A 16,863-nucleotide genomic window follows, 5' to 3' on the forward strand; every position below is an offset into this window, starting at 1 on the left:
GGAGTAGACAATATGCGTTTTACCCCCTTCTTGCGTGCCTTTTCCCTGCGTATTTACCTGGCCATTGCTTTGTCCCTTGTCGGGTTCACTGCAAAAGCAGATATCCCTCCCGGCAAGGAATATGAATTACTTTCCCCGCCACAAGCGGTTGAAACCGGGAAAAAGATCGAGGTTCTGGAAATTTTTTCCTACGCCTGCCCGCATTGTTTCGACCTCGAGCCGGATATCAACAAATGGGCGAAGCAGCTCCCCAAGGATGTCGAGTTCCGCCGCTTGCCGGCGATTTTCCGCGATTCCTGGATACCTTTTGCCAAGGTGTTTTATACCTTCGAAGCCATGGGGCTGACCGAGAGGCTGCATGGCGAATTTTTCAATGCCATTCACGTCCGTCACGTTCGCTTCGATGACGACAATGCGCTGTTTGACTGGGTTGAAAAACAGGGCATCCCCCGGAAGAGCTTTAGCGATATCTATTCCTCCTTCTCCATCCAAAGCAAGGTATTGCGTGCCAAGCAGCTTACCCAGGCCTATGGTATTAGTGGAGTTCCCGCGGTTATTGTGGATGGCAAATATCGCACATCCGTATCGAACACTGGCAGCCATGCCGGCTTGCTGTCGGCTCTCGACGAGCTGATCAAGCAGGCACGGCAGGAGCGCGCCCGCAGGTAGTCTCTTACTGCCAAAATAATGTCAATATCCGGCAAGAATTTGGGGTTGAAATGAGCCATACGGTAATGGGTAATGAGGAATGGGTAATGAAAACCATCGATCATCACTCATCCCCCATTACTCATCACTCCATTTTGGTTCCGGCTCGTCCGGCTTAGGAAATACTTGCCATGAGCATCTCCGTCATTCTGATCGACGACCACCCGCTGTTTCGCAAGGGGTTGTCGCACCTGCTCGAGGCACGTGAAGAAGGAATCACTGTTGCCGGACAATTTGCAGAGATAGGCGGCGTCCTTGGCTGGCTGCGGGACGGAGGACGCGCGGAAGTTGCCTTGCTGGATCGTAACTTGCGTGACGAGGATGGCCTGACCCTGGTTCCCGAACTGAAGCGATACGGCATCAAGGTGATCATGCTGACCGTTGCGGATGAAGCCCACGAAATCCGGGAGGCCATAGAGCGCGGTGTTGACGGCTACGTATCTAAAACCAGCGAACCGGCTCAGATTCTCCAGGCAATATCTGCTGTCGCGCGGGGTTCTGGCTTGCATCATTCTCCCGTCATGGATGAAGCCATGCAGGGAAAGCTGGCATCGGATGCCAGCAGCAAGCTTACAACCCGCGAACTGGAAATCGTCGGCTTGGTTGCACGCGGCATGAGCAACAAAGCTATTGGCGATGAACTGGGCCTTTCGGACAACACCGTACGCAACCACCTGGGTAGCATCCTGGAAAAGCTTGGGCTCGACAACCGCGTGCAGGTCGCCACCTTTGCCCTGAAACAGGGTATCGGCAGAAAGTCCGGCGCAGCCTAGGCAACACCAGACCGTCTACAAAATGCCTTGCGTGAGGGAAATCACGATCCGGCTTGACGACGTTTACCCACAAATTCCGGAATAGAATGCATATCGCTACTGAATAAAGCCTTTTTCAAGCAATTCCGCAGTCAACGCAAAATAGTCTTTTGCCCCTTGGCTGTGAGGTGCAAAATCAAACACGCTCTTGCCGTGCTCCGGGCTTTCCGCCAGGCTGACGTTTTCTGCGATGCGGGTTTCGCACAAGGCGTCGCCGTAACGCGCCTTCAACTGCTCATAAACGTGATGGGAAAACTTTCTGCGAGAATCGAAGCGGGTCACCACTACCCTTCGTTCGATACTGCGTTTCAGCCCTTTCTCCAGAACGTTCAATGCTGCATCCAGCCGCCCTACCCCCTGCATGGAAAGATAATCGGCTGACACCGGGATTAACACCCGGTCGGCAGCAAAAATCGCATTCAAAGACAACACGCCAAGCATCGGGCAACAGTCGATCAAAATCGGACTATCCTCCCATGCCAGGCTTTCCTGCAGGCCGTCGCGCAGGCGCGATGCGATGCTGGTGCTTTTTCCATATAGCGCATCGATTTTCGACAATTCCAGATGGCCTGGAATCAGCCGCATTCCGTCAGCGACCTCTCGCACCAGGCTCGACAATGGGGTTTCCTCGCGGTAAAACGCCGCGACGGTCTCATCCCTGTTGTCTGCGCGGACTCCGCATGAAAGTGTCAGATGCGCCTGGGGATCGAGATCAATCGCGATCGGCCGTTTTTCCAGATGAGCCAGGGCGGCTGACAGATTCAGGGTGGTGGTGGTTTTACCCACCCCGCCTTTCTGGTTGAAGACCGCTATCACAGCCATGTTCTTGCCCCCATTATTCCACTGTGACCGATTTGGCCAGATTCCTTGGCTTGTCCACGTCCGTTCCTTTTTGCAAGGCGGCATGGTAGGCCAGCAACTGTAGCGGCACCGTGTGCAGGATCGGGCTCAGCAGTCCGGCATGCTCCGGCAGCTTAATCAGGTGGACGCCTTCCTGTGCTTGCATCTGGCTATCCTGGTCAGCAAGCACGTACAGCTCGCCGCCGCGAGCGCGGACTTCCTGCAGGTTGGATTTCAGTTTCTCCAGCAAGGCATCATTGGGGGCGATCGCGACTACCGGCATGTCGCTGTCAACCAGCGCCAGCGGGCCGTGCTTTAGCTCGCCCGCCGGATAGGCTTCGGCATGGATGTAGGAGATTTCCTTCAGCTTCAGCGCGCCTTCCATGGCGATCGGATAATGCAGTCCGCGCCCAAGAAACAGGGCGTGCTGCTTGAACGCCATGCGCTCCGCCCAAAGTTCGATCTGCGGCTCGAGCAGCAGCACCTGGTTGACCATCGCAGGCAGGTGGCGCAGCGCCTCGAGGTGCGCCTTTTCCTGCGCGGCGCTGATGCGGCCACGCAGCTTGCCCAGCACCAGCGCCAGCAAAAGTAATGCGGCCATTTGGGTGGTGAAGGCTTTGGTGGAGGCAACGCCAATTTCAGGGCCCGCACGAGTCAGAAAGCGCAGCCCCGATTCTCGTACCAGCGCGCTTTCAGGCGCATTACAAATGGACAGGCTATGAGTGTGGCCGAGGGATTTGGCATGCTTTAGCGCCGCCAGGGTGTCCGCCGTTTCGCCCGACTGGGAAATGGTCACGATCAGCGCATTGGGATTGGCAACGCTGTCGCGGTATCGGTATTCGCTTGCCACTTCTGCACTGCATGGAATTCCCGCAAAACTCTCAAGCCAGTAGCGTGCCACCATCGCGGCGTGAAAACTGGTGCCGCAGGCAATAATGGTGACACTGTCGATCGCGCTGAGCACTTTGCTCGCTTGATCACCGAATATTGTCGGGTTGAGGTCGCCATAGCTCAGTGCCTCTTCCAGAGTTTCCGCCAAGGCGCGAGGCTGCTCGAAAATTTCTTTCTGCATGTAGTGCCGGTAACCGCCCAGTTCCGCCCGGTCCGCGCTGAGTTCGCTGATTTGCACCTGCCTGGATACCGGCTTGCCGCTCCGGTCAACAATTCTGAAGTCGAGCAGGCCGATATCAGCCACATCACCCTCTTCCAGGTAAACCACTCTTTGCGTAACCGGGAGTAATGCCGAAACATCGGAAGCGATGAAGTGCTCCTCGATGCCAACACCGATCAACAGCGGACTGCCCTCACGCGCACACACCATGCGATTCGGCTCATCGGCACAGATCACGCCAATCGCGTAGGACCCCTTGAGTTCGGTGATGGCCTTGCGGGTAGCCTGGAACAGGTCTTTTTCCTGGCGGAAATGGAAATGAATCAAATGGACGATGACTTCGGTGTCGGTATCGGAAGTGAATTGGTACCCGATTTCGCTTAACCGCTGGCGCAGCGCTTCGTGGTTTTCGATAATACCGTTGTGCACAACGGCAAGCGATTCCTCGCTGACATGGGGGTGGGCGTTGCGTTCGCTGGGTATGCCATGAGTCGCCCAGCGAGTATGTGCAATGCCGAGGCTGCCATGCGTTTTCCGGTTTTTGATTTCCGCTTCCAGCTCGGCCACACGCCCGGGCTTCCTCACCCGAATGAGCCCGCCATCGACCGCCACGGCCAGGCCGGCCGAATCGTAGCCGCGATATTCCAGCCGCCTCAAGCCTTCCAGCAAGATAGGCACGACATTGCGCTGTGCTACAGCTCCGATGATTCCGCACATATCAAAACTCCGTGAGGGAGAAGGATTACTTTTTTTGCGGCCGTTTCCAGCCTGGGATTGTAACCTGCTTTGGCCGCGACAGCGTGAGTTGCTCCGCCGGTGCATCCCTGGTGATCGTCGCTCCCGCGCCGATAGTCGCACCCTTTCCGACGGTGACCGGGGCTACCAGCTGGGTGTCTGAACCGATAAACGCATCATCCTCGATGACCGTCCGGTGCTTGTTGGCGCCATCGTAGTTGCAGGTAATGGTGCCGGCACCGATATTCACGTTTTTCCCTACCGTGGTATCACCTACATAGCTCAGGTGGTTGATCTTGCTGCCGCGGTCAACCTGGCTGTTCTTCAGCTCGACGAAATTGCCAATATGCACTGCTTCCGCCAGTTCGGTACCAGGACGGATACGGGCAAACGGTCCGATACGTCCATTGTCACCAATTCGCGCCTCTTCAATCAGGCAGAATGGCGCAATCCGGGTTCCCTCGCCTACACTGACATCACGCAGTACGCAGTTGGCTGCGACACTGACATTATCCCCCAAAACCACTCTGCCTTCAAAAACACAATTGACGTCGATGCTGACATCCCGGCCGCAGACCAATTCGCCGCGCACGTCGATGCGCTTTGGATCCATCAGCCGCACGCCTCGCTCCATCAGCCGGGTGGCAACTTCATGTTGGTGCAAACGTTCCAGGTGTGCCAACTGAGCTGCGCTGTTCACTCCCATCACCTCCCAGTGGTGGGCAGGGTGGCAAGCATTCACTCTCACGCCATCGGCCACAGCCATGGCGATAACGTCGGTCAAATAGTACTCTCCCTGGGCGTTGTCGTTGCGCAAAGCACTAAGCCATTTTTTCATCTGCGCATTGGGTAGCGCCATGATGCCCGTATTCACTTCGTGTAGGGCGCGCTCGGCCTCGTTGGCATCTTTGTGCTCTACGATGGATTTCACCTGGCCTTGCGTATCGCGCACGATGCGGCCGTACCCCTCCGGATCTGGCAACGATACCGTCAGCAAGCCAACCGAGTCACCATTCATCGCGTCCAGCAGCATGCGTAACGTACCGACGGAGATCAGCGGCACGTCGCCATACAGGATCAGGGTGGCCCCGTTATCATCCAACCCCGCTGCGGCAAGCTGCAATGCATGGCCGGTTCCAAGTTGCTGCACCTGATTGACCCAGGCGATATCACTGCCAGCGAATGCCTGCGGCACAGCCTCACCACCATGCCCATAAACCACCAGCAATTTAGCGGGGCCAAGTTCTCGCGCGGCGTTGATTACATGACCAAGTAATGGACGGCCTGCAAGCGGGTGCAGTACCTTGGGGCGGGCGGAGTGCATACGCGAACCTTTTCCAGCCGCCAATATAACAATGTTCAGTTTGGATATCATGAGGTTGTATCGCCCTAATTAAAAATGGCAGCCTAAAGGCTGCCATTTCACACATTACCGACCCACCCGCACCATCATTACTTTTGCTTGCGCAGTCGTTGAATTGCATGCAGCTGCGCGACGGCCTCGGCCAACTCGGCCTGTGCCTTAGCATAGTCGATCGCCGCTGAGCGATCGCGCATGGCCTCCTCAGCTCGTTGCTTGGCTTCCAGGGCCTTGACCTCATCCAGATCTCTGCCACGTACCGCGGTGTCGGCAAGGATGGTCACCACCAGTGGTTGAACCTCGAGCAAGCCGCCGGAAACGTAGATCAATTCCTCTTCGTCGCGATCAGGCAGCTTGAGGCGAACCGAGCCCGCCTTGATCTTGGTAATCAGCGGCGCGTGGCGGGGGTAAATACCCACTTCGCCCATTGTGGCTGGGACTACGAGGAATTCTACCACTCCGGAGAAAAGCGAGTGTTCCGCACTGACCACGTCCACATGCATTGTCATTGCCATGGTTGATTCGCCTTAAATGGTTTTTGCTTTTTCCACGACTTCGTCGATGGTGCCAACCATGTAGAAGGCCTGCTCCGGCAAGTGATCGTAATCGCCGTTGACGATGCCCTTGAAGCCCGCAAGCGTATCCTTGAGTGACACAAACTTGCCGGGGGAACCGGTAAACACCTCGGCAACGAAGAACGGCTGGGACAGGAAGCGCTGGATCTTGCGCGCCCGGGATACCGCCAGCTTGTCTTCCGGAGCAAGCTCATCCATGCCCAGAATCGCAATGATGTCGCGCAATTCCTTGTAGCGCTGCAGCGTGGACTGCACACCACGGGCGACATTGTAGTGCTCCTCGCCCACCACCAGCGGATCAAGCTGACGGGAGGTGGAATCAAGAGGATCCACCGCGGGATAGATGCCCAGTTCCGCCACTTGCCGCGACAACACCACGGTTGCATCCAGGTGGGCAAAGGTAGTGGCCGGCGACGGATCGGTCAAGTCATCTGCAGGTACATACACTGCCTGGATGGAGGTAATCGAGCCCTTCTTGGTCGAGGTAATGCGCTCCTGCAAGCGGCCCATTTCCTCTGCCAGGGTAGGCTGGTAGCCCACCGCAGAAGGCATCCGGCCCAGCAGCGCAGACACTTCCGTGCCGGCCAGGGTAAAGCGGTAAATATTGTCGACGAACAGCAGCACATCGCGGCCTTCGTCGCGGAAGAATTCTGCCATGGTAAGACCTGTCAAGGCTACGCGCAGACGGTTACCAGGCGGTTCGTTCATCTGGCCGTAAACCAGTGACACCTTATCCAGCACGCCGCCTTCTTTCATTTCATGGTAGAAGTCGTTGCCCTCGCGGGTGCGCTCGCCGACGCCGGCGAAAACCGAATAGCCGCTGTGCTCGACCGCGATGTTGCGGATCAGCTCCATCATGTTCACGGTCTTGCCCACGCCAGCGCCGCCGAACAGGCCAACCTTGCCGCCCTTGGCGAACGGACAAATCAGGTCGATCACCTTGATACCGGTTTCGAGCAGTTCGGTGGAAGGAGACAGCTCGTCGAAGGCCGGGGCCTTGCGATGAATAGCCCAGCTTTGTTCATTGCCGATCGGGCCTAACTCGTCGATCGGGTTGCCCAGCACGTCCATGATGCGGCCCAGGGTCTTGGTACCCACCGGCACGGAAATCGGCGCGCCGGTATTGGTTACTCCCATACCGCGACGCAAGCCGTCCGTGGTGCCCATAGCAATGGTACGCACCACGCCATCGCCCAGTTGCTGCTGCACTTCCAGCGTCAGGTCCACGTCAGCCAGTTTCAGCGCATCGTAAACCTTGGGCAGAGATTCGCGCGGAAACTCTACGTCCACCACCGCACCGATAATCTGCACGATTTTACCTTGGCTCATCATCACTTCCTTAATAAATACAATTCATTCGATTAAACTGCAGCGGCGCCCGCAACGATCTCCGACAATTCCTTGGTGATGGCAGCCTGACGGGTTTTGTTATAGATCAGCTTGAGCTCGTCAATCACGTTCCCGGCATTGTCCGAGGCAGCCTTCATCGCCACCATCCGGGAGCTCTGCTCAGAGGCAATATTTTCTGCCACCGCCTGATAAATCAGGGTCTCGATATAGCGCACCAGCAGCTCGTCAATGACCTGCTTTGCATCTGGCTCATAAATATAGTCCCAGTGCCCGCTCGCGCTACCCAACGCTTCGCCGCTAATGGGCAGGAGCTGCTCCATAACCGGCTCCTGCTTCATGGTATTGACGAAGCGGGTGAAACAGATATGCAGCGCGTCGATGCGGCCATCATTGTAGGCATCCAGCATCAATTTAACCGGCCCAATCAGCTTCTCCATGTGCGGCGTATCGCCCAGATGTGTCGCCTGTGACAGCACACTGGCGCCGATGCGCTGCATGAAACCCAGGGCCTTGTTGCCAATGGCGCAAACTTCGACGCCCTGCTTGCCGCCTTCCCATTCCTTCATCCTGGCCAGAACCATGCGCAGAACATTGGTGTTCAGGCCACCGCACAGCCCCTTGTCCGAGGTCACCACGATCACCCCGATACGGCTCGGGTTCTCGCGCTTCACCAGAAAAGGATGCTTGTATTCCGGGTTGGCATGGCTCAAGTGTGCCGCCACATTGCGGATTTTCTCCGCATAGGGTCTGGCCGCACGCATCCGGTCCTGCGCCTTGCGCATTTTGGAAGCCGCCACCATTTCCATGGCTCGGGTGATCTTCTGGGTATTCTGGACACTCTTGATCTTGGTCCGAATTTCTTTACCACCAGCCATCAGTCAACTCCGCTGTGAATTCGCCTGCGCTCAGTAAACGGCACTGGCTTTGAAATCATCGATCGCCGCGCTCAGCGCCTTTTCAGCCTCAGCGTCCATTTCCTTGGTTTCTTCGATCTTGTCGCGCAGCGCTTTGTACTTGCTCTTGATGAACGCGTGCAAAGCCGCCTCAAAGGCCAGCGCCTTTTTCACGTCGACATCGTCGAGGTAGCCCTTGTTCACGGCAAACAACGTGAGCGCCATGTCTGCCACAGTCATCGGGGCAAACTGGGCCTGCTTCATCAGCTCGGTAACCATTTTGCCGCGTTCCAGTTGCTTGCGGGTTGCCTCGTCAAGATCGGAAGCAAACTGGGCAAAGGCAGCCAACTCGCGGTACTGTGCCAGCGCCATCCGAATGCCGCCGCCCAGCTTTTTGATCACCTTGGTCTGCGCCGCGCCGCCGACGCGGGACACGGAAAGACCCGCGTTGATAGCGGGGCGTATGCCGGCGTTGAACAAATCGGTTTCCAGGAAGATCTGGCCGTCAGTAATCGAAATCACGTTGGTCGGCACGAACGCCGAGACGTCGCCGGCCTGGGTTTCAATAATCGGCAACGCAGTGAGCGAGCCCGTCTTGCCCTTTACCCCTGAACGCTTTTCCACATCATCCGCATTGATACGCGCAGCGCGCTCGAGCAGACGGGAGTGCAAGTAGAACACGTCACCCGGGTAAGCTTCGCGGCCCGGCGGGCGGCGCAGCAACAGGGAAATCTGGCGGTAGGCCCAGGCCTGCTTGGTGAGATCGTCATAAATGATCAGGGCATCCTGACCACGGTCGCGAAAGTATTCGCCCATCGAGCAGCCCGAATAGGGTGCGATGTACTGCATTGCCGCCGAGTCTGAGGCGGTTGCGGCCACCACAATGGTGTGGCCCATGGCGCCGTGCTCTTCCAGCTTGCGCACCACGTTGATAATGCTCGACGCTTTCTGGCCGATAGCCACGTAGATGCAGATTACCCCGGTGCCCTTCTGGTTGATGATGGCATCCACGGCCACGGCGGTTTTACCGGTTTGACGGTCGCCGATGATCAGTTCGCGCTGGCCGCGGCCGATCGGCACCATGGCGTCGATCGACTTGAGACCGGTTTGTACCGGCTGGGACACGGACTGGCGAGCGATAACACCGGGAGCAATTTTTTCGATCGGGGATTTTTCAGTCGTGTTGATCGGCCCCTTACCGTCGATCGGCTGACCCAATGAGTTTACCACGCGGCCCATCAGCGCTTCGCCAACCGGCACCTCCAGGATGCGGCCGGTACACTTGACGGTGTCACCTTCAGTAATGTGCTCGTACTCGCCCAGCACCACGGCGCCGACCGAGTCGCGCTCAAGGTTGAGCGCGAGGCCGAAGGTGTTGCCGGGAAACTCCAGCATCTCACCCTGCATTGCGTCGCTCAGGCCATGAACGCGGACGATGCCGTCGGTCACCGACACTACCGTTCCCTGGTTACGTGCCTCGGCCGTCGTAGCCAGGTTTTCGATTTTGCTCTTGATCAGTGAACTGATCTCTGAGGGATTCAACTGCATGATCTCTCCTAACTTTTGAGCGTAAACGCCATGTTTTGTAATTGGCCGCGCACCGACGCGTCAATCACGACGTCTCCAGCCACAATTCTGATACCGCCGATAAGTTCGGGGTCCAGGGTTACGGTCGCTTCAACTTTGCGCTTGTATTTGGATTCCAGACGACGCACTAAATCTTCTTTCTCTTCGTCGCTCAGGGGATAGGCACTGAAAATCTCGGTGTCCATGACTCCGCCGTGCAATGCCCGAAGCTGCTCGAACTGCTCGCGGATTACTGGCAACAAAGTCAGCCGACCATTCTCCAGCAGCAGTTTCACCATGTTAACACCTTGTGCATCGATCCTCTTTTCGCACACTGCGAGAAACACGTTACTCTGCTGCTCCGCCGTCAGCCTGGGGTTGCCGATCACCGCCTGCATCTGCGGGTCGGCCACAACCGTTGCCGCGAACTCCAGCATCTGCGACCACGTGTCGAGTGTGCCACCCTGCTCGGCGATGCGGTAAACCGCTTCGGCGTAGGGCCTGGCTATGGTAGTGACTTCTGCCATGATGTCCCTATAGCTCGCTCTTGATCGAAGTCAGCAGCTCGGCATGAGCCTTGGCATCGATCTCGCGACGCAGAATTTTCTCCGCGCCGGCTATCGCCAGATCGGCTACCTGCTGGCGCAAACTTTCCTTGGCCCGATGGACTTCCTGCTCCATTTCAGCTTTGGCTCCAGCAACGAGACGATCGCCTTCTTCCTTCGCATGCTCCTTGGCTTCCTCGATGATCTGGGTTGCGCGCTTCTCTGCCTGGGCGATCACATCAGCCGCTTTCTGCTTGGCCTCATGCATGCCCTCAGTAGCGCGGCGGGAGGCCAGCTGCAACTCATGCTTTCCGCGTTCACCGGCGGCCAATCCATCGGCGATCAACTGCTTGCGAGCAGTCAACACTTGCATGATGGGCGGCCATACGAACCTCATGCAGAACCAGACGAACATGATGAACATGATCGTTTGCCCGAGAAGGGTTGCATTGATATTCATGCATGAACCTTTCTTGTATTAAGAATTACAATCCGCCTTAGCCCGCAACCGCAAACAGGACGTACATTGCGATACCAACGGCAATCATCGGCACCGCATCAACCAGACCCATGACCACGAAGAACTGGGTACGCAACATCGGAATCAGCTCGGGCTGACGTGCGGCGCCCTCAAGGAAGCGTCCGCCCAGAATGCCGATACCGACAGCCGCACCAAGTGCGCCCAGACCCATCATGATCGCGCCAGCGATGAAAAGCAGTGCATGTTCCATTGTGTATCTCCTGGTTAATTTAAAAATAAGGGGTTCGAATTGCTTAATGGTGTTCCTGATGAGCCATATCCAAGTAAACCACGGTTAGCGTCATGAAAATGAACGCTTGTAGCGTCACGATCAGAATGTGGAAAATTGCCCACCCCAGAGAAAGCACGACCTGCGAACCGAACAGCAGCGTGCTGCCAAAAGTGACGCTCGCCCAGGAGGCGCCCATGAGCGCGATCAGGATGAAGATCATTTCACCCGCGTACATGTTGCCAAACAACCGCAGAGCCAGAGAGATCGGCTTGGCGATCAGGTTCACGCCCTCCAGGAAGATGTTGGCAGGTAAACCATATTTACCGAAGGGTTGCAGCGTTAATTCGCCCACAAATCCGCCCAGGCCTTTCATCTTGATGCTGTAATACACCACCAGCACAAATACCCCGATAGACATGCCGAACGTGGCATTGGGATCGGTCGTGGGAACAACCTTGAGGAACGGAATACCGGCCGCATGGGCGATTAAGGGCAGATAATCAATTGGCAGTAGATCCATCAGATTCATTAACAGGATCCAGGCGAAAATAGTCAGGGCGAGCGGCGCCACCATGCTATTTCTGGCGGTAAACGAACCGCGCACGCTGGTATCAATGAACTCAATGATCCACTCGACGAAATTCTGTAGACCATTAGGCACGCCCGCCGAGGCTTTTTGCGCTGCACGCGCAAAAATGAACAAAAACAATGCGCCAAGGACAAAGGAGACGATAGTGGTATCCAGGTTAATGGCCCAGAAACCCATTTCCTTAGCCTGCTCGGCACTGCGCGCAATACCCCAGGAACCATCTGACAGCTTGCCAAAAGTCAGATTCTGCAAGTGGTGCCGGATATACTCTGAGGATGTGAGTGTTTCTGCAGACATTTATTATTTCTCTATTCCACTGAATATTGTCGAAAATACCAGGGTCAACTGCCCCAGAACAAAACCGATCAGCAAAGGCATCGGCATCAGTTTCAACCATCCTAATCCCGCCACTATCAGCAGCGCGACCATCAAAAAACGTTCCATGCTGAAACGTACCAGCCAGGCCAACTCCTGACGTGCGTCTTGCACTGGCCGCTGCGCACCGGCACGCATGCACCAGGCCAGAAACAGCGTATTTGCCACAGCCACCGCGCCGCCAAAAAAGGCCGCAACTGCGACATCTCTTCCCAGCCAGAAAAACATCAACGATGCGCCAAAAATTACCGTAACGGCCTGCACACCGACCACCCGGAAAGCTGCGCCCATTTGCAAATCGCCGTCAAAATGAGACGCGATTCTAATCCCTCCTTGACCCGCTCGTCAATTTAAGGGCTTTGCAGAGGCCCGCTATGCCGGAGTGTCTCATAAACATCTAAACATCACATTACATCTAATTTATTACATAGGCAAATAATTATATTCTTATATGCCCATAAGAAATCCTCTGCATCACCTTTCACCCAGTCGACCTATAATATCGTCCAGTTGCTCCAGGCTATCATAATTAATAATCAACTTGCCCCGGCCCTTATTCTGCGTCTTCAGCGTTACTACGGCGCCCAGTTTTTCAGCCAAGTCTTCCTGCAGCCTTAAAATATCCCGGTCGGGCTTGGCCTTGGGCTTTGCGTCCGGTCGTTGCTGACGCTGAACCAGCCTTTCCGCTTCGCGCACAGACAAGCCTTTACCCACAATCTCATTGGCCACGGTAATTTGTCCCACATTAGGCAGACTCAGTAGCGCTCTGGCATGCCCCATGTCGAGTTGGCTGTGCATCAGTAGCTCCTGCACCGGCGGCGCCAGATTGAGCAGACGCAGCAGATTGCTTACCGCGCTACGCGAGCGTCCTACCGCTTCAGCGGCGAGCTGGTGGGTCATATCAAACTCGTTAATCAGGCGCTGGATTCCCGTAGCCTCCTCCAGCGGATTGAGGTTCTCGCGCTGAATATTCTCAATCAGCGACATTGCCAATGCAGCCTCATCCGCCACCACCCGCACCAGCACCGGCACTTCTGTCAAACCGGCGAGGCGGGCTGCGCGCCAGCGCCGCTCGCCGGCAATGATTTCATAGTTGCCAGCAATCAGCGCCCTTGCCAGTATCGGCTGCATGATCCCCTGGGATTTGATGGACTCGGCCAATTCGACCAGTGATTCCTGGTCCATGTGGGTGCGCGGCTGATACTTGCCGGGCTGGAGCTGATCCAGCTTCAGATTTTGCAGCTTATCTTTATTATTTTCTTCGCTGTCGCCAGCCAGCAGCGCGTCAAGGCCGCGCCCCAATCCCTTCATTTTTACCATTGCCCTCTCACTTTCTTACCAGTTCGCCAGCCAGCGCCAAATACGCCTGCGCGCCTTTCGATGTCTTGTCGTGATACAACACCGGCAATCCATAGCTAGGCGCTTCCGCCAGCCTGACATTACGCGGAATCACGGTGCGGTATACCTTATCGCCGAAGTGCCGTTGCAGTTGCTCAGACACTTGCTGCGCCAGGGTATTGCGCGGATCGAACATGGTCCGCAGCAGCCCCTCGATTTCCAGTTGCGGATTAAGGCTGGCACGCACCCGTTTGATGGTCTGCACCAGATCACTCAATCCCTCCAGAGCGTAATATTCGCACTGCATCGGGATCATCACCGCATGCGCAGCGCAAAGACCGTTCACCGTAAGCAGGTTGAGCGCCGGCGGGCAGTCAATCAGCACAAAATCATAGTCTGCCTCAATGTTGGCCAGGGCGTTCTTCAGACGTTTTTCCCGGTGCGGCAAATCCACCAATTCGACCTCCGCACCGGCCAATTCGCGGTTGGCTGGGATCAGGTCAAACTTGCCGCAGGTGTTGGTAACCCGCACCTCCGCGATACTCTTTTCCTCCAGCAGCACATGATATACCGTCTGCGTCAGGGCCATTTTGTCGACACCGCAACCCATGGTGGCGTTGCCCTGTGGGTCAAGGTCGATCAGCAACACACGGCGCTTGGTTGCTGCCAGGCTAGCCGCAAGATTGACCGTGGTGGTGGTTTTCCCCACCCCGCCTTTTTGATTTGTAATTGCGAGTATTTTTGCCATCACCCCACCCTAGCCCATTGCTTCCATTTTGATCGGCCGCAGCAAAACCAGATGCCGTTCGGCATCCAGGCCCGGCACCTTGAGTGGCTCTACGCCCAGTAACGCAACAGTAGCCGGCAGTTGAGTCAATTCCTCATGGGGATAAATCCCCTTCATTGCCAACATCAGCCCCGTATCACTACATAAATGCGACGCCAAGCTGGCAAACTCGGCCAAATCGGAAAAAGCACGGGAAATCACTACGTCGTATTTTTCTTCCGGCCGCCATGCCTCTACCCGTTCACAGACTACCATCGTGTTATTCAGGCCCAACTCCAGACAGGCCTGCCGAAGAAAACTGGTTTTCTTGTGGTTGCTGTCCAACAGGGTAACCTCCAGCGCCGGATTCGCCAGCGCCAAGGGGATTCCCGGCAGACCGGGCCCGGTGCCGACGTCGATGATTCGGCGCCCGACGATGTGCGGCAAAACCGCCAGGCTATCGAGCAGATGCTGGGTGACCATTTTGTCCGGGTCGCGCACGGCCGTCAGGTTATAAACCTTGTTCCATTTCTGCATGAGCGCCATATAGTTCAGCAAGCTCGATCGCGTCACCGGATCTAAATGCAGGCCCATTTCCTCCAGGCCACAGGCTAATTTTTCTTCCAGGCTCATGCGCTTTTCTTTGCGTCACAAATGTTCTGGCTACGCTTCAAGTGCACCAGCAGTACCGATATCGCAGCGGGCGTCACCCCGGAAATACGCCCTGCCTGCCCCAGCGTTTCAGGCTTATGCTGGTTAAGCTTCTGTTGCACCTCGATGGATAGCCCATGCACCTCGCGGTAATCCAACCCCAGCGGCAGGATCATGGCTTCATAATGCTGGTGGCGGGCGACCTCCTCCTGCTGGCGCGCGATGTAACCCTGGTATTTGGCCTGGATCTCGACCTGTTCGGCCACCTTCAAGTCTCCGACCCCTACACCGGCGCCCGGCAGCGTCATCAAGTCGCTGTAGCTGACATCAGGCCGACGCAGCAAGTCCAATAACGAATACTCCCGCTCGATGCCCTTACCCAACACTCTTTCCGCATCTGCCTGAGGCAGCAACTTCGGGTTCACCCAGACGCTTTTCAGGCGCGCCTGTTCGCGCTCGATCGCCTCACGCTTTTCCTCGAAGCACTGCCACCGCGCATCATCAACCACGCCCAGCCGCCGCCCCGCTTCCGTCAATCGCAGGTCGGCGTTGTCCTCGCGCAACATCAGCCGGTATTCGGCACGGCTGGTAAACATGCGGTACGGCTCGACCACGCCACGAGTGATCAGGTCATCCACCATCACTCCGAGATAGGCCTGATCCCGGCTTGGATACCAAGCTTCTTTTCCCTGTGCCGACAACCCGGCATTGATACCCGCCAGGATCCCCTGCGCTGCAGCTTCTTCATAACCGGTGGTGCCATTGATCTGGCCGGCGAAGAACAGCCCCTGTATCGCCTTGGTTTCCAATGAATGTTTCAGCCCAAGCGGGTCGAAAAAATCGTACTCGATCGCGTAACCGGGACGGGTAATGTGCGCGTTTTCAAAACCCCGGATCGAACGCACCAGTTCCACCTGCACATCGAAAGGCAGGCTGGTGGAAATCCCGTTAGGATAAATTTCGTGGGTATTCAAGCCTTCCGGTTCAACGAAAATCTGGTGTGAGTCCTTGCCGGAAAACCGCATGATCTTGTCCTCGATCGACGGACAATAGCGTGGCCCCACTCCCTCGATCACGCCCGTGTACAGTGGTGAGCGGTCCAGCCCGCCACGGATGATGTCGTGAGTACGCAGATTGGTCTGGGTGATCCAGCATGGCAATTGGCGCGGATGCTGTGCAGCATCGCCGAGAAATGAAAATGCCGGAGCTGGGTCGTCGCCGGGTTGTTCCACCATTACCGAATAATCCAGACTGCGACCGTCGATGCGTGGCGGAGTGCCCGTCTTGAAGCGCTTCACCGGCAGTTTAAACTCGCGCAGTCGTTGCGCCAGGGTGATCGAAGGAGGGTCACCGGCGCGCCCGGCCTGGTAATTCGATTGCCCGACATGGACCAGGCCCGCCAGGAAAGTGCCTGCTGTCAACACCACCGCCCTGGACTGAAAGCGCAAACCCAACTGGGTAACCACGCCAACCACGCGATCCTGCTCAAGAATCAAGTCATCCACCGCCTGCTGGAACAGCCACAGGTTGGGTTGATTCTCCAGTCGACCCCGGATCGCCTGCCGATAAAGAACGCGGTCCGCCTGTGCGCGCGTCGCCCGCACCGCCGGCCCCTTGCTCGAATTGAGGATGCGAAACTGGATGCCCGCTTCATCTGTCGCCGCGGCCATGGCCCCACCCAAGGCATCGACCTCCTTCACCAGATGGCCCTTGCCGATGCCGCCGATCGAGGGGTTGCACGACATCTGACCGAGCGTTTCGATGTTATGCGTCAACAACAGCGTTTTCAGGCCCATGCGGGCGCCGGCCAGCGCGGCTTCCGTTCCGGCGTGCCCGCCGCCGATCACGATGACATCAAATTGAGAGGGATAAAGCATGGTCAACCGGGTGTGCGAAA

General features: G+C 56.7%; 18 protein-coding genes. 2 read left to right on the forward strand and 16 right to left on the reverse strand.

Annotation, left to right across the window (positions count from 1 at the left end; translation table 11 throughout):
* The first annotated feature begins 12 nt into the window (after window positions 1-12).
* Both VMV64_RS16620 and VMV64_RS16625 read left to right on the forward strand, forming a co-directional pair.
* Complete coding sequence (locus VMV64_RS16620; RefSeq protein ID WP_325332369.1) at window positions 13-669, forward strand: thiol:disulfide interchange protein DsbA/DsbL; 657 nt, start codon at window positions 13-15, stop codon at window positions 667-669.
* A 170-nt stretch (window positions 670-839) separates the two neighbouring features.
* Window positions 840-1,481 carry a response regulator transcription factor gene (locus VMV64_RS16625; RefSeq protein ID WP_325332371.1) on the forward strand — a complete coding sequence of 214 codons (642 nt, stop codon included), beginning with the start codon at window positions 840-842 and terminating at the stop codon, window positions 1,479-1,481.
* Window positions 1,482-1,577: 96 nt separating this feature from the next.
* On the opposite strand, the gene VMV64_RS16630 is transcribed toward VMV64_RS16625, so the two are convergent.
* The 16 genes from VMV64_RS16630 to mnmG form a co-directional block, all read right to left on the reverse strand.
* Window positions 1,578-2,342: a ParA family protein gene (locus VMV64_RS16630; RefSeq protein ID WP_325332373.1), complete on the reverse strand. Its 765-nt coding sequence runs from the start codon at window positions 2,340-2,342 to the stop codon at window positions 1,578-1,580.
* Window positions 2,343-2,355: 13 nt separating this feature from the next.
* Window positions 2,356-4,188, reverse strand: a complete 1,833-nt coding sequence (gene glmS / locus VMV64_RS16635) for a glutamine--fructose-6-phosphate transaminase (isomerizing) (RefSeq protein WP_325332375.1) — start codon at window positions 4,186-4,188, stop codon at window positions 2,356-2,358.
* A gap of 25 nt (window positions 4,189-4,213) precedes the next feature.
* A complete protein-coding gene (gene glmU / locus VMV64_RS16640) occupies window positions 4,214-5,581 on the reverse strand; it encodes a bifunctional UDP-N-acetylglucosamine diphosphorylase/glucosamine-1-phosphate N-acetyltransferase GlmU (protein ID WP_325332377.1) in 1,368 nt (455 codons plus the stop codon).
* Window positions 5,582-5,658: 77 nt separating this feature from the next.
* A complete protein-coding gene (locus VMV64_RS16645) occupies window positions 5,659-6,081 on the reverse strand; it encodes a F0F1 ATP synthase subunit epsilon (protein ID WP_325332379.1) in 423 nt (140 codons plus the stop codon).
* 12 nt (window positions 6,082-6,093) lie between these two features.
* The gene (gene atpD, locus VMV64_RS16650) at window positions 6,094-7,470 is read right to left on the reverse strand and encodes a F0F1 ATP synthase subunit beta (protein WP_325332381.1); all 1,377 of its coding nucleotides are present in this window, start codon (window positions 7,468-7,470) and stop codon (window positions 6,094-6,096) included.
* Window positions 7,471-7,502: 32 nt separating this feature from the next.
* Entirely contained in the window at window positions 7,503-8,366 is an 864-nt protein-coding gene (gene atpG, locus VMV64_RS16655; RefSeq protein ID WP_325332383.1) for a F0F1 ATP synthase subunit gamma, read from the reverse strand.
* Window positions 8,367-8,396: 30 nt separating this feature from the next.
* Window positions 8,397-9,932 carry a F0F1 ATP synthase subunit alpha gene (gene atpA / locus VMV64_RS16660; RefSeq protein WP_325332385.1) on the reverse strand — a complete coding sequence of 512 codons (1,536 nt, stop codon included), beginning with the start codon at window positions 9,930-9,932 and terminating at the stop codon, window positions 8,397-8,399.
* An 8-nt stretch (window positions 9,933-9,940) separates the two neighbouring features.
* Window positions 9,941-10,477, reverse strand: coding sequence for a F0F1 ATP synthase subunit delta (locus VMV64_RS16665; RefSeq protein WP_325332387.1), 537 nt, complete (start codon window positions 10,475-10,477; stop codon window positions 9,941-9,943).
* Between the two features lie 7 nt (window positions 10,478-10,484).
* Window positions 10,485-10,955, reverse strand: coding sequence for a F0F1 ATP synthase subunit B (locus tag VMV64_RS16670; RefSeq protein ID WP_325332389.1), 471 nt, complete (start codon window positions 10,953-10,955; stop codon window positions 10,485-10,487).
* Between the two features lie 37 nt (window positions 10,956-10,992).
* On the reverse strand, window positions 10,993-11,226 hold the full coding sequence (gene atpE, locus VMV64_RS16675) for a F0F1 ATP synthase subunit C (protein ID WP_009207213.1): 234 nt from the start codon (window positions 11,224-11,226) through the stop codon (window positions 10,993-10,995).
* A 43-nt stretch (window positions 11,227-11,269) separates the two neighbouring features.
* On the reverse strand, window positions 11,270-12,133 hold the full coding sequence (gene atpB, locus VMV64_RS16680; RefSeq protein WP_325332391.1) for a F0F1 ATP synthase subunit A: 864 nt from the start codon (window positions 12,131-12,133) through the stop codon (window positions 11,270-11,272).
* 3 nt (window positions 12,134-12,136) lie between these two features.
* Window positions 12,137-12,502 (reverse strand): ATP synthase subunit I, encoded by a 366-nt coding sequence (locus VMV64_RS16685; protein ID WP_325332393.1) that lies wholly within the window; start codon window positions 12,500-12,502, stop codon window positions 12,137-12,139.
* Between the two features lie 183 nt (window positions 12,503-12,685).
* Window positions 12,686-13,531, reverse strand: coding sequence for a ParB/RepB/Spo0J family partition protein (locus VMV64_RS16690; protein ID WP_325332395.1), 846 nt, complete (start codon window positions 13,529-13,531; stop codon window positions 12,686-12,688).
* Between the two features lie 7 nt (window positions 13,532-13,538).
* A complete protein-coding gene (locus VMV64_RS16695; RefSeq protein WP_325332397.1) occupies window positions 13,539-14,297 on the reverse strand; it encodes a ParA family protein in 759 nt (252 codons plus the stop codon).
* 9 nt (window positions 14,298-14,306) lie between these two features.
* Window positions 14,307-14,948: a 16S rRNA (guanine(527)-N(7))-methyltransferase RsmG gene (gene rsmG / locus VMV64_RS16700; protein WP_325332399.1), complete on the reverse strand. Its 642-nt coding sequence runs from the start codon at window positions 14,946-14,948 to the stop codon at window positions 14,307-14,309.
* A complete protein-coding gene (gene mnmG, locus VMV64_RS16705) occupies window positions 14,945-16,843 on the reverse strand; it encodes a tRNA uridine-5-carboxymethylaminomethyl(34) synthesis enzyme MnmG (RefSeq protein ID WP_325332401.1) in 1,899 nt (632 codons plus the stop codon). The genes rsmG and mnmG overlap by 4 nt, the downstream gene beginning before the upstream one ends.
* Window positions 16,844-16,863 lie beyond the last annotated feature (20 nt).

Origin of the sequence: Sulfuricella sp., assembly GCF_035531155.1 — a bacterium.
Classification (GTDB): domain Bacteria; phylum Pseudomonadota; class Gammaproteobacteria; order Burkholderiales; family Sulfuricellaceae; genus Sulfuricella.

Excerpts from the sequence above, each read along its gene's own strand:
- atpB (WP_325332391.1), bottom strand. The coding sequence starts at position 12,133 with ATGTCTGCAGAAACACTCACATCCTCAGAGTATATCCGGCACCACTTG.
- atpE (WP_009207213.1), bottom strand. The coding sequence starts at position 11,226 with ATGGAACATGCACTGCTTTTCATCGCTGGCGCGATCATGATGGGTCTG.
- atpG (WP_325332383.1), bottom strand. The coding sequence starts at position 8,366 with ATGGCTGGTGGTAAAGAAATTCGGACCAAGATCAAGAGTGTCCAGAAT.
- atpD (WP_325332381.1), bottom strand. The coding sequence starts at position 7,470 with ATGAGCCAAGGTAAAATCGTGCAGATTATCGGTGCGGTGGTGGACGTA.
- rsmG (WP_325332399.1), bottom strand. The coding sequence starts at position 14,948 with ATGAGCCTGGAAGAAAAATTAGCCTGTGGCCTGGAGGAAATGGGCCTG.
- VMV64_RS16690 (WP_325332395.1), bottom strand. The coding sequence starts at position 13,531 with ATGGTAAAAATGAAGGGATTGGGGCGCGGCCTTGACGCGCTGCTGGCT.
- VMV64_RS16695 (WP_325332397.1), bottom strand. The coding sequence starts at position 14,297 with ATGGCAAAAATACTCGCAATTACAAATCAAAAAGGCGGGGTGGGGAAA.
- glmU (WP_325332377.1), bottom strand. The coding sequence starts at position 5,581 with ATGATATCCAAACTGAACATTGTTATATTGGCGGCTGGAAAAGGTTCG.
- VMV64_RS16625 (WP_325332371.1), top strand. The coding sequence starts at position 840 with ATGAGCATCTCCGTCATTCTGATCGACGACCACCCGCTGTTTCGCAAG.
- mnmG (WP_325332401.1), bottom strand. The coding sequence starts at position 16,843 with ATGCTTTATCCCTCTCAATTTGATGTCATCGTGATCGGCGGCGGGCAC.
- VMV64_RS16665 (WP_325332387.1), bottom strand. The coding sequence starts at position 10,477 with ATGGCAGAAGTCACTACCATAGCCAGGCCCTACGCCGAAGCGGTTTAC.
- VMV64_RS16630 (WP_325332373.1), bottom strand. The coding sequence starts at position 2,342 with ATGGCTGTGATAGCGGTCTTCAACCAGAAAGGCGGGGTGGGTAAAACC.
- VMV64_RS16645 (WP_325332379.1), bottom strand. The coding sequence starts at position 6,081 with ATGGCAATGACAATGCATGTGGACGTGGTCAGTGCGGAACACTCGCTT.
- atpA (WP_325332385.1), bottom strand. The coding sequence starts at position 9,932 with ATGCAGTTGAATCCCTCAGAGATCAGTTCACTGATCAAGAGCAAAATC.
- glmS (WP_325332375.1), bottom strand. The coding sequence starts at position 4,188 with ATGTGCGGAATCATCGGAGCTGTAGCACAGCGCAATGTCGTGCCTATC.
- VMV64_RS16685 (WP_325332393.1), bottom strand. The coding sequence starts at position 12,502 with ATGGGCGCAGCTTTCCGGGTGGTCGGTGTGCAGGCCGTTACGGTAATT.
- VMV64_RS16620 (WP_325332369.1), top strand. The coding sequence starts at position 13 with ATGCGTTTTACCCCCTTCTTGCGTGCCTTTTCCCTGCGTATTTACCTG.
- VMV64_RS16670 (WP_325332389.1), bottom strand. The coding sequence starts at position 10,955 with ATGAATATCAATGCAACCCTTCTCGGGCAAACGATCATGTTCATCATG.